This window comes from Sphingomonas sp. UBA978 (genome assembly GCF_002292295.1).
Classification (GTDB): domain Bacteria; phylum Pseudomonadota; class Alphaproteobacteria; order Sphingomonadales; family Sphingomonadaceae; genus Sphingomonas.
This window is the reverse complement of sequence record NZ_DBBS01000008.1, coordinates 24,987-40,353: the sequence shown is the minus strand read 5'-3', so window position 1 is coordinate 40,353 and position 15,367 is coordinate 24,987. Positions and strand designations below refer to the sequence as shown.

Here is a 15,367-nt window from a genome sequence, read left to right as displayed (position 1 = left end):
CCTCGCGCTCGCTACATGCGCGGACAGATTTTCCCGTCCGTATCGATCAGGAGCGCGTGCCGACCATGGCCGTCCAGTACACCTACGTCATGAAGGGCCTGACCAAGACCTTCCCCGGCGCGAACAAGCCGGTGCTCAACAACATCCACCTGCAGTTCATCCCTTCGGCGAAGATCGCGATCATCGGCCCCAACGGCGCCGGCAAGTCGACGCTGATGAAGATCATGGCGGGCATGGACCCCGACTTCACCGGCGAGGCCTGGGCCGCCGAGGGCGTGCGCGTCGGCTATCTGGCACAGGAGCCGCAGCTCGATCCGACCAAGGACGTGATGGGCAACGTCAAGGACGGCGTGCGCCCGGTCGCCGACCTCGTCGATCGCTTCAACGCGATCTCGGCGGAGATGGGCGATCCCAAGGACGACACCGACTTCGACGCGCTGATGGAGGAGATGGGCGATCTTCAGGGCAAGATCGACGCGGTCGACGGGTGGACGCTCGACAACCAGCTCGAGGTCGCGATGGAGGCCCTGCGCTGCCCGCCGGGCGATGCCGACGTCAGCAAGCTGTCGGGCGGCGAGAAGCGCCGCGTCGCGCTCTGCAAACTGCTGCTCGAAAAGCCCGACATCCTGCTGCTCGACGAACCGACCAACCACCTCGACGCCGAAAGCGTGTCGTGGCTGGAAAACTACCTCAAGGAATATACCGGCAACGTCATCCTTGTGACGCACGACCGCTACTTCCTCGACAATGTCGTCAACTGGGTGCTCGAGCTCGATCGCGGCCGCTATTACACCTACGAATCGAACTATTCGGGCTATCTTGAGAAGAAGGCCAAGCGCCTCGAGCAGGAAGAGCGCGAGGAGGCCGGCAAGCAGAAGGCGATCGCTGACGAACTGGCCTGGATGCGCCAGACCCCCAAGGCCCGCCAGACCAAGTCCAAGGCGCGTATCCGCGCGTTCGACGAGCTGATGGCGAAGCAGGAGAATCGCGTCGCCGGCAAGGCGCAGATCCTCATCCAGCTGCCCGAGCGTCTCGGCGGCAAGGTGATCGAGGCGAAGGGCCTGACCAAGGCCTATGGCGACAAGTTGCTGTTCGACGGTCTCGACTTCACGTTGCCGCCGGGCGGCATCGTCGGCGTCATCGGACCGAACGGTGCGGGCAAGTCGACGTTGTTCAAACTCATCACCGGTCAGGAACAGCCCGACAGCGGCACGATCGAGGTCGGCTCGACGGTCAAGCTCGGCTATGTCGACCAGAGCCGCGACGATCTCGATCCCAACAAGAACGTCTGGCAGGAAATCTCCGACGAGCTCGAGGTCTTCCGCTTCGGCAAGCAGGAACTCGGCACGCGCGCCTATGTCGGCGCGTTCAACTTCCGCGGGCCGGACCAGCAGAAGAAGGTCGGCCAGCTGTCGGGCGGCGAGCGCAATCGCGTCCACATGGCCAAGATGCTCAAGGAGGGTGGCAACGTCCTGCTTCTCGACGAACCGACCAACGACCTCGACGTCGAGACGCTGCGCGCGCTCGAGGAGGCGCTGGAGACGTTCGCGGGCTGCGCCGTGGTTATCAGCCACGATCGCTTCTTCCTCGATCGCCTCTGCACGCACATCCTCGCATTCGAGGGCGACAGCCACGTCGAATGGTTCGAGGGCAATTACGAAAGCTACGAGGAGGACAAGCGCCGCCGGATGGGCGACGCCGCCGATCGTCCGACGCGCCTTGCCTACAAGAAGCTGACGCGCTGATCTTTACCGTGGCGGAAGGGCACCAAGCGTGACCCTCTCGCCGCGGATCGACGTGATCCCCGGTTGGTATACCGGCTTCAGCCCCGCGCAGCGCTGAATGCGATCCGGAAACAGCTTGGCCGCGTCGGCGCAGGTGATCTGGATATCGAAGCTGCGCGGCATCGTCTTCGAACACACGGTCGCATCGGATGCGATCGTACCGCCGCGGATGATATCCACCGCATGCGTATCGCCGTCACCGCCGTTGCGGCGCATGCGGATTCGGTCCTTCTGCGTTTCCAAATCCTTGAACAGCGCCAGCTGCGTGTCGACGCAGATGCGATAGACGTTCGTATCGGTCATCGCATCGTTGAGCGTTACGAGCGCCGGCATCTCGCGCAGGGTCTGGCGAAACGGATCGTCCTCGTTCACGAACATCCGGCGGATGGTGGATACGAAGGTGTCATCGGCCTTCATCCGGCGGATCTGTTCGATCGTATAGCCGCTGCGCACGCCGCTGAGGTCGGCGACGCGGGTTTCCAGATGCTGGATTTTCGACGTCAGATCGGCGTTGAGCGTGGTCAGGTCCGCCACCGCCTTCGCCTTTTCCGCCAACACCGTCCGGTAACCGATGTCGGTCTGATACATCAGCGTCTCGCTTCGGATGCGGTCGCCGAGAAACCACGTCGCGCCGAACAGGATTGCGGCGGAACCGGTCACCTTCAGCACCCCCATCTTGAATTCCGATCCCTCCGATCCGCCGAGGAAGCGGTAGATCAGCGCCGCGACCGATACCGCGGCAAAGAAGGCGATCAGGCTGGATGGAAAATGCGTCCCCCAGGATTCGTTGGCGATCGCCATCAGCAGAGATGTGGAAAAGCCGAGCAGCAGTGCAAGGCAGATGACGACATCTTCGATCTTTAGTTTCATCGTTCCCCCGAACCGGCACGTCAGGCTACGTGCAGGATCGACACTGCCCGCAATCGGACGGCGTCGGGATGAAAGCATATCCGAAACGGTCGTAAATCATGCGGGATCTGGTGCCGAACCTGTGAGAACGGGCGGACCGTCCCGTTTCCGGTTGAAAACCTTTGGATCCGTTCTACGTGCGTGTCAGGTTACAGGCGGGCGCGGACCCGCATGCAAGGGGAAGAAGCGGGGTTGGCAGTGGTCGAACGATCGCCCGGCGGGGATGAGCCTCCCGGTGCCGGTGAGTTGCAATATCGGCTGCAACAGCAATCGGTCCTCGCCCGGTTCGGGATCGAGGCGCTACGCGCGCGCGACCTGCAGCCGATGCTGCAACGCGCGGTGGAGCTGTGCGCCGAGGGGATGCGCTCGCGCTATTGCAAGTTCCTCGAACATTGCACCGACGACAACGTGCTGCTCGTGCGCAACGGCGTCGGCTGGCGCGCGGGCGTCGTCGGCGGGACCGAGATGCGTGCCGATCTCGGTTCGCCGGCGGGCTATGCCTATCACACCGGCGAGGCGGTGATCTCCAACCACCTCGAAAACGAAACCCGGTTCCGCACGCCCGGCTTCATGGCGGATCACAACATCCGCCGGGCGATCAACGTCCTGGTCGAGGCCGGCGGCCGACGGTTCGGCGTGCTCGAGGTCGACAGCCCGGACGAGGGCAAGTTCGAGGCATCCGACCTCGCCTTCATGCAGGGCTTCGCCAATCTGATCGGCGTCGCGATCGAGCGGCAGGAGGCCGAGCGCCGCCTCAACCACGCGCTGGAGCATCAGGAGCTGCTGACTCGCGAGGCGAGCCACCGCGTCAAGAACAGTCTGGCGATGGTATCGGGCCTGCTCAACCTGCAGATGCAGGCCGATCCCGATGAACGCATCACCCGCCTGCTCGGCGATGCGCAGGCGCGGATCACCGCGATCGCGCAGGCGCACGACCGCCTGTGGCGCGGCGAGCAGGTCGGCATCGTCGCGCTCGACGATCTGATCGGCGGTATCGTCGAGCAGTTGCGCGAACAGGCGCCGCTCCACGCCATCCACTGCGATATTGCACGCGTCCAGATCAGCGCCGATTCGGCGATCCCGATCGGCCTGCTGGTCACCGAACTGGTCACCAACGCAATCAAATACGCCTATGACGAGGGGGGCGAGATTATCGTCGCGATCACCAATCGGGCGGGCGAACTGCATCTCACAGTCAGCGACCATGGCCATGGGCTGCCCGCCGGCTTCGACCTCAAATCGGCCTCGCGGCAGAGCCTCGGCATGCGCATGATCGCCAGCCTTGCGCGCCAGTTGCGCGGCGAACTGGCCTATGAGGATGCCGGCCCCGGCACCCGTGCGCGGCTGGTGACGCCCGATCCGAGGACGGGGTGACTACAGCCGGTTAGTCGCAACGGTCAGTCCGGGAATCGTGATCGCGACGATGGGCTGGCCGAAGGGGACTTCGTCGTGTCGGCTGAACTGCACGCCTTCGGGGTTCGCGAGCTGGTGGATCACGCGACCATTGAGGTCGACCACCCAATATTCCGCCACTCGCGCCGATGCGTACATCGTTGCCTTTCGTCCCAGATCGTGATCGAGCGTCGTATCCGCCACCTCGACCAGCAGGCGAACGCTGTCGCCGGGAACCGGGCCGTCACCACGTGCCTCCGACGTCAGGATGATATCGGGCTGCGGCAGATCATGGTCAGACAGATGGACCGACGCTTCGGTACCGACGAACAGGTCGACCCCGTTCGCTTCCAGCGCCTGACGGATCCGATAGGCGAGTTCGTCCTTGGCAAACATATGAGGACGGAACTGCGCATTCATGTAAAGCAGCTCCCCCTCGATCAGCTCGATCCGGCCATAATCCCTGAACGCGCCCCCGCCGTCGAGCAGGACGACGTCTTTCACCTTCAGCCGGACGGGCTGCGGCCCCAGCTCCACAGGCGCGTGGTAGTTCATCCCGTCACCCTATCACGTCTCCCCATCTAGCGCACGCGCTTGACGAAAACTCCGCTCTCGCGGCGTTCGGACTGGAAGTTTGGCACCGCCAGGATCAGGTCCGACAGGCGCTGATAGCCGTAGTTGCGCGTATCGAAGCTTGACCGGTTGCCCGCCAGCTGCCCCATCGCCGACAGGCTGACATAGCCCTTTTCGTCGCGCTTCACCGATTGATAGGCATCGATGAGCAGCGCGATCAGCTCGGGATCAATCGGTTTTTTCGTCTTGGGGGCACTCGCGATCGACGGCGGCAGCGAGTCGCCGATCGGCACGTCGACGCTGGCCGGCTTGGCGGCCACCGGCGCTACCGCCTCCGCCTTCGCCTCGCTCACCAGCGCGCCGACGTCGATGAAGCGCGTGCACGCCTGTTTGAACGCCTCGGGCGTCTTGGCATTGCCGAAGCCATAGACCGGGATGCCGTCCTGCCGGATGCGCATTGCCAGCGGCATGAAGTCGCTGTCCGACGACATGATCCCGAACCCGCCGATCCGCCCGCGGAACAGCAGGTCCATCGCGTCGATCGTCATTTTCATGTCCGTGGCGTTCTTGCCCTTGGTCAGGTCGAACTGCTGCTGCGGCTCGATGCCGTGCTTGACCGTCATGTCGCGCCAGCCCTTCAGCGCGGGCTTCGACCAATTGCCGTAGACGCGGCGGATGTTGACGGTGCCGAGCTCGGCGAGCACGGTCAGGACGGGATCGATCGCGTGCCAAGACGCATTGTCGGCGTCGATGAGGAGGGCGATGTTGCGCAGAGTGTCTTCCATGCGCGCGAACCTCGCGGCCGGATCGCCGACGGTCAACCGCTAAGCACGGTCCTGGCGTCACTTCGCGTGATCGTCACCCGGCCGGATAGATGACCGCGATCACCTCATATTCCTTCTCGCCCGCGGGCAGCGTGACGCGGCGCAGGTCGCCCACCGTCGCACCGCGCAGCGCCCGCGCGATCGGCGCGTTCCACCCGATCCGTCCCGCACCGGCCTCCGCCTCGTCGTCGCCGACCAGCGTCAGCACGCGCTCGACATCGTCCTCATCCGCGATCGTCACCGTCGCGCCGAACCATATCCGCGTCCGATCCTGCGCCTGCGCCGGATCGACCACCTTCGCCGCCTTCATCCGCTTCGACAGCCAGCCGAGCCGCCGGTCGATCTCGCGCAGCCGCTTGCGGCCGTAGATGTAGTCGCCGTTCTCGGACCGGTCGCCGTTGCCCGCCGCCCAGGCGATCGTCTCGACCAGTGCCGGCCGCTCGGTGCCGAACAGTTGTTCGTATTCCGCGCGCAGCGTCGCATAGCCCGCCGGCGTGATGTAATTCGGTCGCTGTTCCACGGATCAGCCCGGCCGCTTGCCTAGATACCAGCTGAGGTTCGCGGGGCCCCGGCTCTTCGCCCGGGCGGGATTGATGAGGTCGTAGACGACCGCATTCTCCAGCACGCGCTGCACGTAGTTACGGGTTTCCTGATACGGGATCGCCTCGATCCAGTCGACCATGTCGACGCCGCCGGTGCGCGGGTCGCCATTGGCACGCAGCCATTTGTTCACGTTGCCGCCGCCCGCATTATAGGCGGCGATCGCCAGCGGATAACTGCCGTAGATGCCGAAGATCCGCTGGAAATAGCTCGATCCCAGCATGATCGACAGATTGGGATCGCTGGTCAGCGAGGCGGGGTCGTAGGAGATGCCGATCTTGCCCGATTGCTCGCGCGCGGTGGCGGGCATCAGCTGCATCAGCCCGCGTGCGCCGGCATGGCTGACCGCGGTCTTGTCGAACTGGCTCTCCTGCCGTGCGATCGCGTGGATCAGCGTCCAATTGTCCTCGTAACCGGTCGGCACGCTCACCGTCGGAAAGCCCGTCGCCGAATAGTCGGACAGGCCGTTCTGCATCGCGCTGCGCCCGACCATCACGCCCAGGTCCGGCCGGTTGATCTCGCGCGACAGTTCCGCGGCGAGCAGATGATCGGTGTCGCTGGTCGCCTGCGCCGCGATCTGGCGAACGAAGGCGGTCTGATCCTGCCACTGGCCGATCATGCCCAGGAAGCGCGCCGCGCGCACCGTCTCGCGGGCGGCGAACGCCTGCCGCACAGCGGGCGCGATCACGGGTGCGCCGATCGCCGGCGGCGCAACCAGCGGCTTGCCGGTCCGCTCGAGCGCCAGTTGCCCGTAGAATTGGTCGCGATAGCCGCCGGCCCGCGCATAATAGCCCGCGGCCTCGGTCGCCTTGCCGGCCGCCTCCGCCGCGCGGCCCGCCCAGTAGAAGCCCTTGGCCCGCGTCTGCGGCGACTGGCTGCCGCGGCCGTAGCGCTCGAACATCACCATCGCATCGGCAGGGCGGCCGAGCGACTTCATCGCGACCTGTCCGGCGAGCCAGGCGAGGCTGGTGTAATCGTCGCGCTCGCCATAGGGTTTGGTCGATACGTCGGTCCCGGCGGGATAGGCGTCGTCGACTTGCCGCGCGATATCATAGGCGAGCTGATACTGACCGTCCGCCTGCGCGGCGCGGGCGTTGACCAGCAGCACCTCATACCATTTCTCGACGTCGCCCGGCCGGCTCGCGAGTGCACGCGGCCGCGCCAGCCACGACCGCGCGGTCGGCGACGCGCCGGTGTTGCGCAGCCAGGTCGCGCGGTCGGCGACATAGCCGGGATCGCTCGCATATTGATCCTGCGTCCGCATCGCCAGGTCGGCGGCATTGGCCGTGTTGGAGCGGAACGCCAGCCGCGCCTCGAACACCGGCCGCCGCGACGGGCTGGTATAGGCGATCTGGCGGGCGGCGACCCCGGTCGCATTCTGCCACAGCAGGGCATCCATCCGCGCATCGTGATCGTCCGGCGTCAGCGCGCTCGCGAAGCCGGTCAGCACCGTCGCCTCGTCGTTCGCCGCCAGGCCGCCCTTGCGCCACGCCGCCCGCGCCGCAGCCTGCGCTTCGACCATCCGACCGGTCGCCTGCAACGCCCGTGCCTGCGCGACCAGCCCCGCACCGCTCTGCGGCGCGAAGCGGGTGAAATAGGCGATGGCATTGGCTGGCGCGGCGTTCACCGCCTGCTTCTCCGCGGCACGCCTGTTGGCGGGCTCGCCGGGCCAGCCCGGATGCGCCATCAGGAACCCGGCATAGCTGTCGAAGGGCAGCGCATCGGTCTGCTGGATCGCCTTCCACTGCGCGATGGCGGCGGCGATCGCCCCATCCGCGGGGGTCTGCGGCGCCCGCGGCGACATGTTCGCCATCTGCGTGCGATAGCGGTCGAGCTGATCCTGATCCGCCGGCGCCTGCGGCACGGGCTGGACCTGCATCTGAAGGGGAGCCGCGGAGACCCCGACGAAGGTGGCGAGAAGAAGTCCGATCGGAAGCGTGGCTGGGTGCATGTGGACATCATACGGCCTCCACCCGTATCTGTCCTGAACGAAAACCCGTCCCGGCGCAGCAGGAGCGCGAATTACCTCATGTTTTCAGGTTCCATCCCCGCCCTCGTCACGCCCTTCACGCAAGACGGCGCATTCGACGAAGCCGCCTATCGCGCGCTGATCGACTGGCAGATCGCCGAGGGCTCGTCCGCGCTCGTCCCCTGCGGCACCACCGGCGAGGCGGCGACGCTGACCGCCGACGAGCATTTCGCCATCGTCCAGGTCTGCGTCGACCAAACCGCGGGGCGCGTGCCGGTCATCGCCGGCGCCGGATCGAACGACACCGCGGTCGCCGCCGCCAACATCACCCGTGCCCGCGATGCCGGCGCCGATGCCGCGCTGATGGTCCCGCCTTACTACAACCGCCCGGGTCAGGAGGGCATCTACCAGCATTTCGCCAGGCTGGCGGAGACGGCCGAACTGCCGATCGTCCTCTACAACGTTCCCGCCCGCACCGTGACGGACATCCAGCCCGCGACGCTCGCCCGGATCGTCAACGCCTTTCCAAAGGTGTTCGTGGCGGTGAAGGACGCCAGCGGCGCCATCGCCCGCGTCTCCGCGCATCGCGACGCCTGCGGTCCGGACTTCGTCCAGCTGTCGGGCAACGACGACATGGCGCTGGCGTTCAACGCAATGGGGGGCAGGGGCTGCATTTCCGTCTCCGCCAACGTCGCGCCGCGCCTGTGCGCCGACTTCCAGGCCGCCTGCCAGTCCGGCGATTATGCGGCAGCGCTGGCGCTGCAGGACCGGCTCTACCCGCTCCACGACGCGCTGTTCACCGACGCATCCCCCGGCCCGGTCAAATACGCGATGACCCGCGTCCGCCCCGGCTTCCCCGACGGCATCCGCCTGCCGATGACCTGGCCATCGGACGCCTCGCGCGCCGCGGTCGACGCGGCGCTGGCGCATGCGGGCCTCGTTTGACGGACGGCGTTTAACGGACGGCTTGCACCGCGACCCAGGATTCCACGGGTCTGTCGTTGCGATAGGCGGGCATGAACGTCCACGTCGGAACAAGCCGGCGCAGTGCCGCCGTCGCCCGTCGCGACGATTGACGGACGACACGGACGGCATCCGGCCGCCCGGTGGCGCCGATGTGGACGCAGGCAGTTATGTTTCCGAGGTCTATTGCGCCGGGCAGTCTCGCATCGATCAGCCGTGGGAGGCGATCGACCGGTTCCTGCCCGGCGCACGGTCTGCGAACGACGACCGGCGTCGGTGATCCGCCCGCGACCATTGGCGTCGGCACCGCGTCGATCGGGTACACATTGACGTGGCTGCCCAGCTCGATCGCGACGATCGGATCGGGTTCGCCGAACCACCAGCCGCCGCCGCAGTCCGCGCACACGAAAAACGGGACAGGAGCGAACAGGCCGGCAAGCGACATGGCCAGCACGGCATTCACCAGCGAGGTTCCGGTCATGGCGCGCCAGTCGATCATGGACGAGATGCTATCACACGCGGTGGTCGGCGCAATCGTCGCCACCCCGCTTCCCTTGCCCCCCATCACCCCCTACATCGCCCTCACATGTCGCGTCCCAAACCCGCCACCTTCGACAAGAAGAAGATCGTCGCCGAGAATCGCAAGGCACGGTTCGAATACAGCATCGACACCGTCTACGAGGCGGGCATCGCGCTTACCGGCACCGAGGTGAAGTCGCTCCGCTTCGGCGAGGGCAGCATCGCCGAAAGCTATGCCGAGGTGCGCGACGGATCGGTCTGGCTGGTCAACGCCAACGTGCCCGAATTCAGCCACGGCAACCGCTACAACCACGAGGCCAAGCGGCCCCGTAAATTGCTGCTTCACGAACGCGAGATAAACAAGCTCCACGGCGCGGTCGCGCGCGAGGGCATGACCCTCGTGCCGCTCAGTGTCTATTTCAACGGCCGCGGCCGCGCGAAGGTGGAACTCGCCCTGGCCAAGGGGCGCAAGGACCACGACAAGCGCGCCGCGATCAAGGAGCGCGAATGGAAGCGGGAAGCCGGACGAATCATGCGCGATCGGGGCTGATGGCGTCGCCGGCCCCGGGCATGGTCCACAAGAGTCTCGCCTGGTGCCGGCGCAACATGCCGACGCGGGATTCGATGGAATCGAACCGGCTGCTGCGGCCCGTGGCGCATCGCGTGATGGAGCCGGGCCTGTGGCGCTTCAATCGCCGCTCGGTGCCACGCGGCGTCGCGCTCGGCATGGTCGCGGGTTTCCTGTTTCCGGTCGCGCAGATCGCGATCGCCGCCCTCTTCGCGCTGCCGTTTCGCGCCAACGTGCCGGTGGCGGCGCTGACCACGTTCATCACCAATCCGTTCACCACCCCGTTCCTGTGGTTCGTCGCCTACAAGATCGGCACGTGGCTGCTGCGCAGCGATGCGCCCGCTATCACCCAGCCCGTCACCGAGGCCGCGACCGGCTGGCTGCAATGGCTCACCGGCGCGCTCCACTGGCTGTGGTCGCAGGGGCCGGCGTTCGGGCTCGGCCTGATCGTCCTGACCACGGGCTGCGCGCTGCTCGGCTATGCGCTGTCGGCGCTCGGCTGGCGCCTGTGGATCGCGCGCAAATGGCGACATCGTCACAATCGAAACCATATTTGACGAGGCGTTCTAACCGGCTACAACACCGGTCATACCGAGTCTGATTTTCCGTTCTTTCCTTCAAAAGGGCCATTCATGCGCAAACCGGTTCTCGCCGCTCTTCTGCTCGCCTCCGCCGCGTCCGGCGTCGTCTACGCCCAGACCGCCACGCCGGCCGCCCCCGCCGCGAAGTCCGTACCCGGCAAGCCGCAGCTCGGCGACTTCGGCGTCGACCTCACCGCGATGGACAAGGCGGTGCTGCCGGGCAACGATTTCTACAATTACGTCAACGGCGCCTGGATGGCCCGCACCGAAATCCCGGCCGACCGGTCGAGCTGGGGCGGCTTCGCGATCCTGCGCAACCTGTCCGACGAGCGCACCCGCGCGGTGATCGAGGGCTCCGCCGCCAATCCGGGTGGCGACCCCGTCTCGGCGAAGATCGGCGACACCTATGCCAGCTTCATGGACGCGCCCGCGATCGAGGCTGCCGGTGCCGCGCCGCTGAAGCCCTATCTGGCGAAAATCGCCGCGATCGCCACGCCGGCCGATCTCGCCAAGGCGTTCGGCGAGGCGACGATGCACGGCATCGACGTGCCGATCGGCGCAGGCGTGCAGCAGGACCTCAAGGACAATACCGTCTACGCGGTCTACCTCGGCCAGGGCGGCATCGGCTTGCCGGACCGTGACTATTTCCTCAAGGACGACCCCAAGTTCGCCGAGGCGCGTACGAAGTACGTCGCCTATATTGCCGACATGCTGCGCATGGCCGGTCAGCCCGATCCGCAGGGTTCGGCGCAGCGCATCTTCGACCTCGAGAAGAGCATTGCGCAGGTCCATTGGGAGCGTGCCGAGCTGCGTCAGGTCGAAAAGGGCTACAACCCGATGCCGGTCGAGCAGCTCGCCACCGCGATGCCGGGCTTCGACTGGAAGGCGATGCTCGCCGCGCAGGGCCTCGGCAGCCAGACCCGCGTCATCGTCGGCCAGCCCTCGGCGCTGACCGCGACCGCGAAGATCGTCGCGGCGACGCCGCTGCCGGTATGGAAGGAATATCTCGCCTTCCACACCATCTCGAACGCCGCGCCGCTGCTGTCGTCCAACTTCGTCAACACCCAGTTCGCCTTCTACGGCACGACGCTGTCGGGCACGCCGCAGCTCAAGGAGCGCTGGAAGCGCGGCGTCGATCTCGTCAACGGCAGCCTGGGTGAGGCGGTCGGCCAGATCTACGTCCAGAAATATTTCCCGCCCGAGGCGAAGGCCAAGGCGGACGAGCTCGTCCGCAACCTGATTTCGGCGATGGATGCGCGCCTCGCCCGGCTCGAATGGATGGCGCCCGAGACGAAGGTGAAGGCGCGCGCCAAGCTGGCGGCATTCACCCCCAAGATCGGCTATCCGGACAAGTTCCGCGACTACACCAACCTGCGCGTGGTGAAGGGTGACGTGCTCGGCAACGCCGATCGCGTCGCGGAGTTCGAATACAAGCGGCAGCTCGACAAGATCGGCAAGCCGGTCGATCGCAGCGAATGGTTCATGACCCCGCAGACGGTCAACGCCTATGCCAATCCGCTGATGAACGAGGTCGTCTTCCCGGCCGCGATCCTCCAGCCGCCGTTCTTCGACCCCAACGCCGATCCGGCGGTGAACTATGGCGCGATCGGCGCGGTGATCGGCCACGAGCTTTCGCACCACTTCGACGACCAGGGCCGCAAGTTCGATCCGAAGGGCAATTTCTCGGACTGGTGGACCGCGGAGGACGTCAAGCGCTTCAGCGCGCTGACCGACAAGGTCGTCGCGCAATATGCCGCCTACGAACCGATCCCGGGCAGCCACGTCAACGGCCAGCTGACGCTGGGCGAGAACATGGCCGACCTCGCCGGCATCAACGTCGCCTATGACGCGTACAAATTGTCGCTGAAGGGCAAGAAGGCACCGGTGCTCGACGGCTTCACCGGCGACCAGCGCTTCTTCATGGGCTTCGGTCAGGTCTGGCAGACCAAGGCGCGCGAGGCGTCGATCAAGAACCAGCTCACCACCGATCCGCACACGCCGGGCCAGTGGCGCGCCTATGTCGTCCGCAACCTCGACGCCTGGTATCCGGCGTTCAACGTGAAGCCGGGGCAGAAATATTATCTGGCCCCCGCCGACCGCATCAAGATCTGGTAACGCCCCGGATCTATCGTGCCGTCACCCCGGACCGATCCGGGGTGACGGTCGCGCCGCGGCGAGAGCCCGATCCCTCCGGCGCTGCGGGCCGGAGCCTCAACCAGTCAAACCAATCGCTTGACGGCGGGCGTCACATCCCGCGATGACGGCGCCGACATGGCGTCCCTTCCGATCCCCGCCGGCCTCGACCCGAAGCGTGCCGCGATCCTCGTCGCCGGCGGGGCGACGATCGCCGCGGCCGGCCTCGTCCTGTTCCTCGTCGGCAGCATCGCCGTCGCCGCCGGTTTCCTTGGCATCGGCATCGTCGCCACCGGTGCCGTCATCGGTTGGCGCCTGCTGCGCCAGCAGGCCGCGGCCGAACCCCATGCGATCGACTGGGCCTTCACCCGCGCCGTCGCGCAGGCGAGCGGCGATGCGGTGGCGATCACTGACCGCGCCGGTCGCCTCGTCTGCGCCAACGACGCGTTCGAAACGCTGTTCGGCGGCTTTCCGACGCCCCCCGGCCTGCCGCTTGAGGGCGATGGCGTCGCGCTGCTCGGTAACGCCGGCCGCATCGCGTGGCGCGACGGCAGCGGCGAGATCGCGGGCCTCGTCATTGGCCGCCACCGCATCACCGCGCATATCACCCGCGCCGGCGACGACGGCGACATGCTCGTCTGGCGCTTCGTCGTCCTCCAGCGCCAGGACCTTGCCGCCTCGACCGAGGCGCTGATCGGCGGCGCGACCGGCGACCGGCTCGGCGGGGCAGGGGTGATGGCGGCGCTGATCGGCCCCGACGGCCGCGTCCGCGCGACCAACCGCGTGCTCGCCGAGCGCGCGCTGGGCGCGGTCGGGCCGATCGACGGGCGCGACTTCGCCCGGCTGCTCATCACCGACAGCCGCGGCCTCGTCCGCTTCGAACGCGAGGGGCTCGACGGCACGCCGCTGCGCGTCGTCCAGATTCCCTTCATGGACAGCGAGGATGCGCCCGTGCTCGTCGCGCTGCTCGACGACGAGGATACCGCCCCGGCGATCGGCGCCAGCGCCTCGGCGCATGTCCGCAGCCTCGTCAGCCTGATGCCGTTCGGCATGGCGCTGGTCGATCGCGAGGGCCGCTTCCTGCAGATGAACGACGCCTTCATCCGCGCCGCCGGCGTCGATCCGCATGCTCCGCCGCTCTACCCCGGCGACCTGGTCGTGCGCGAGGACAAGACCGCGGTCGCCGATGCGATCCGCCGCTTCGCCGGGGGCGCGACGCATTCCTCGGACATGGCCGTCCGGCTCAAGAGCCATCCCGAGGAACCGGTCGCGCTCACCATCGCCGGCGCGCGCGGCCTCGGCGATGCCGCGGTGCTGCTCAGCCTCAAGGACAATAGCGAGGAAAGCCGCCTGAAGCGCGAGGTGGCGCAGGCGACCAAGATGCAGGCGGTCGGCCAACTCGCCGGCGGCGTCGCGCACGATTTCAACAATATCCTCACCGCCATCATCGGCCATTGCGACCTGATGATGATGCGCCATTCGCCCGGCGACAGCGACTATGACGACATCCAGCAGATCCGCACCAACTCGAACCGCGCCGCCAGCCTCACCCGCCAGCTGCTCGCGTTCAGCCGCCAGCAGACGCTGCGCCCGCAGACGCTGCAGTTGCCCGACGTCGTCGCGGAGGTCTCGAACCTGCTCAAGCGTCTGATGGGCGAGCAGATCACGCTCGACGTCACCCATGGCCGCAATCTGGGCGCGGTCCGCGCCGATCCGGGCCAGCTCGAACAGGTCGTCGTCAACCTCGCGGTCAACGCGCGCGACGCGATGCTGACCCACAATCCGCGCAGCGGCGGCACCCTGACGATCCAGACCAAGGCGGTGACGGCCAGCGAAGTGCGCGCGATGGCGTCCGACATCCTGCCGGTCGCGGATTATACCGCGCTGGTCGTCACCGACACCGGCGGCGGCATCCCGCCCGAAATCCTGCCCAAGATCTTCGAACCCTTCTTCACCACCAAGGAGGTGGGCAAGGGCACCGGCCTTGGCCTGTCCACCGTCTATGGCATCGTCAAACAGTCGGGCGGCTGGATCTTCGCTGACTCGCGGCCCGGCCAGGGCGCGACATTCACCATGTATCTGCCCGTGCATGCGGCGGGGACGGTAACGCGACCACCGCTCGCGCGACCACCCGCCAAGCCGGTCGAGATGTGGGGCACCGGCACCATCCTGCTGGTCGAGGACGAGGATATGGTCCGCGCCGTCGCCGAGCGCGCGCTGACGCGGCAGGGCTATACCGTGATGACCGCGGAGAATGGCGAGGCCGCGCTCGACCTGCTCGACCGCAACGGTCGCCCCGACCTGCTCATCAGCGACGTGGTGATGCCGACGATGGACGGCCCGACCATGGTCCGCCACGCCCGCGACCGCTATCCCGACCTGCCGATCATCTTCATGTCGGGCTATGCCGAGGAGCAGTTGCGCAAGTCGATCGACCTCGACAACGTCGCCTTCCTCCCCAAACCGTTCAGCGTGCAGCAGCTCGCCGAGGCCGCGCGGGACGTGCTCGTCGGGCGCTAGCCCCGGCCCTTGTGTCGTCCGACCGGTACAGA

Annotated in this window: 13 protein-coding genes; 7 read left to right on the top strand and 6 right to left on the bottom strand. The window is 66.9% G+C overall.

The genetic code is table 11. From position 1 onward, the window contains the following. Window positions 1-65: 65 nt before the first annotated feature. A complete protein-coding gene (gene ettA, locus B2515_RS03830) occupies window positions 66-1,745 on the top strand; it encodes an energy-dependent translational throttle protein EttA (protein WP_293873970.1) in 1,680 nt (559 codons plus the stop codon). A 3-nt stretch (window positions 1,746-1,748) separates the two neighbouring features. On the opposite strand, the gene B2515_RS03825 is transcribed toward ettA, so the two are convergent. After that, window positions 1,749-2,654, bottom strand: a complete 906-nt coding sequence (locus B2515_RS03825) for a hypothetical protein (protein ID WP_293873895.1) — start codon at window positions 2,652-2,654, stop codon at window positions 1,749-1,751. 237 nt (window positions 2,655-2,891) lie between these two features. Here B2515_RS03825 and B2515_RS03820 point away from each other — a divergent pair, with 237 nt between their 5' ends. Continuing rightward, on the top strand, window positions 2,892-4,067 hold the full coding sequence (locus B2515_RS03820) for a sensor histidine kinase (RefSeq protein WP_293873968.1): 1,176 nt from the start codon (window positions 2,892-2,894) through the stop codon (window positions 4,065-4,067). Here B2515_RS03820 and B2515_RS03815 read toward each other — a convergent pair whose 3' ends face one another. The 4 genes from B2515_RS03815 to B2515_RS03800 all read right to left on the bottom strand — a co-directional run bounded on the left by B2515_RS03815 (window position 4,068) and on the right by B2515_RS03800 (window position 8,033). Then, the gene (locus B2515_RS03815; protein WP_293873893.1) at window positions 4,068-4,640 is read right to left on the bottom strand and encodes a Uma2 family endonuclease; all 573 of its coding nucleotides are present in this window, start codon (window positions 4,638-4,640) and stop codon (window positions 4,068-4,070) included. Window positions 4,641-4,666: 26 nt separating this feature from the next. Continuing rightward, window positions 4,667-5,443, bottom strand: coding sequence for an NYN domain-containing protein (locus B2515_RS03810; protein ID WP_293873891.1), 777 nt, complete (start codon window positions 5,441-5,443; stop codon window positions 4,667-4,669). Window positions 5,444-5,516: 73 nt separating this feature from the next. Then, the gene (gene greB / locus B2515_RS03805) at window positions 5,517-6,002 is read right to left on the bottom strand and encodes a transcription elongation factor GreB (RefSeq protein WP_293873888.1); all 486 of its coding nucleotides are present in this window, start codon (window positions 6,000-6,002) and stop codon (window positions 5,517-5,519) included. Window positions 6,003-6,005: 3 nt separating this feature from the next. Beyond that, a complete protein-coding gene (locus tag B2515_RS03800) occupies window positions 6,006-8,033 on the bottom strand; it encodes a lytic transglycosylase domain-containing protein (RefSeq protein WP_294138565.1) in 2,028 nt (675 codons plus the stop codon). 78 nt (window positions 8,034-8,111) lie between these two features. Between B2515_RS03800 and dapA the strand changes: the two genes are divergently transcribed. Continuing rightward, window positions 8,112-8,996, top strand: coding sequence for a 4-hydroxy-tetrahydrodipicolinate synthase (dapA, locus tag B2515_RS03795; protein ID WP_293873883.1), 885 nt, complete (start codon window positions 8,112-8,114; stop codon window positions 8,994-8,996). A 10-nt stretch (window positions 8,997-9,006) separates the two neighbouring features. On the opposite strand, the gene B2515_RS03790 is transcribed toward dapA, so the two are convergent. Continuing rightward, complete coding sequence (locus tag B2515_RS03790) at window positions 9,007-9,513, bottom strand: hypothetical protein (protein ID WP_293873881.1); 507 nt, start codon at window positions 9,511-9,513, stop codon at window positions 9,007-9,009. Between the two features lie 87 nt (window positions 9,514-9,600). Between B2515_RS03790 and smpB the strand changes: the two genes are divergently transcribed. From smpB to B2515_RS03770, 4 genes are all read left to right on the top strand, one after another. Continuing rightward, window positions 9,601-10,083: an SsrA-binding protein SmpB gene (smpB, locus tag B2515_RS03785; RefSeq protein ID WP_293873879.1), complete on the top strand. Its 483-nt coding sequence runs from the start codon at window positions 9,601-9,603 to the stop codon at window positions 10,081-10,083. Further along, a complete protein-coding gene (locus B2515_RS03780) occupies window positions 10,083-10,658 on the top strand; it encodes a DUF2062 domain-containing protein (RefSeq protein WP_293873876.1) in 576 nt (191 codons plus the stop codon). Before smpB ends, B2515_RS03780 begins: the two co-directional genes overlap by 1 nt. 75 nt (window positions 10,659-10,733) lie before the next feature. Next, window positions 10,734-12,797 (top strand): M13 family metallopeptidase, encoded by a 2,064-nt coding sequence (locus tag B2515_RS03775; RefSeq protein ID WP_293873874.1) that lies wholly within the window; start codon window positions 10,734-10,736, stop codon window positions 12,795-12,797. 156 nt (window positions 12,798-12,953) lie between these two features. After that, entirely contained in the window at window positions 12,954-15,335 is a 2,382-nt protein-coding gene (locus tag B2515_RS03770) for a hybrid sensor histidine kinase/response regulator (RefSeq protein WP_293873872.1), read from the top strand. The last annotated feature ends 32 nt before the right edge of the window (window positions 15,336-15,367 follow it).

Coding starts and splice junctions, on each gene's coding strand:
- B2515_RS03825 (WP_293873895.1), bottom strand. CDS start 2,654: ATGAAACTAAAGATCGAAGATGTCGTCATCTGCCTTGCACTGCTGCTC.
- smpB (WP_293873879.1), top strand. CDS start 9,601: ATGTCGCGTCCCAAACCCGCCACCTTCGACAAGAAGAAGATCGTCGCC.
- dapA (WP_293873883.1), top strand. CDS start 8,112: ATGTTTTCAGGTTCCATCCCCGCCCTCGTCACGCCCTTCACGCAAGAC.
- B2515_RS03790 (WP_293873881.1), bottom strand. CDS start 9,513: ATGATCGACTGGCGCGCCATGACCGGAACCTCGCTGGTGAATGCCGTG.
- B2515_RS03810 (WP_293873891.1), bottom strand. CDS start 5,443: ATGGAAGACACTCTGCGCAACATCGCCCTCCTCATCGACGCCGACAAT.
- B2515_RS03800 (WP_294138565.1), bottom strand. CDS start 8,033: ATGCACCCAGCCACGCTTCCGATCGGACTTCTTCTCGCCACCTTCGTC.
- B2515_RS03780 (WP_293873876.1), top strand. CDS start 10,083: ATGGCGTCGCCGGCCCCGGGCATGGTCCACAAGAGTCTCGCCTGGTGC.
- ettA (WP_293873970.1), top strand. CDS start 66: ATGGCCGTCCAGTACACCTACGTCATGAAGGGCCTGACCAAGACCTTC.
- B2515_RS03770 (WP_293873872.1), top strand. CDS start 12,954: ATGGCGTCCCTTCCGATCCCCGCCGGCCTCGACCCGAAGCGTGCCGCG.
- B2515_RS03775 (WP_293873874.1), top strand. CDS start 10,734: ATGCGCAAACCGGTTCTCGCCGCTCTTCTGCTCGCCTCCGCCGCGTCC.
- B2515_RS03815 (WP_293873893.1), bottom strand. CDS start 4,640: ATGAACTACCACGCGCCTGTGGAGCTGGGGCCGCAGCCCGTCCGGCTG.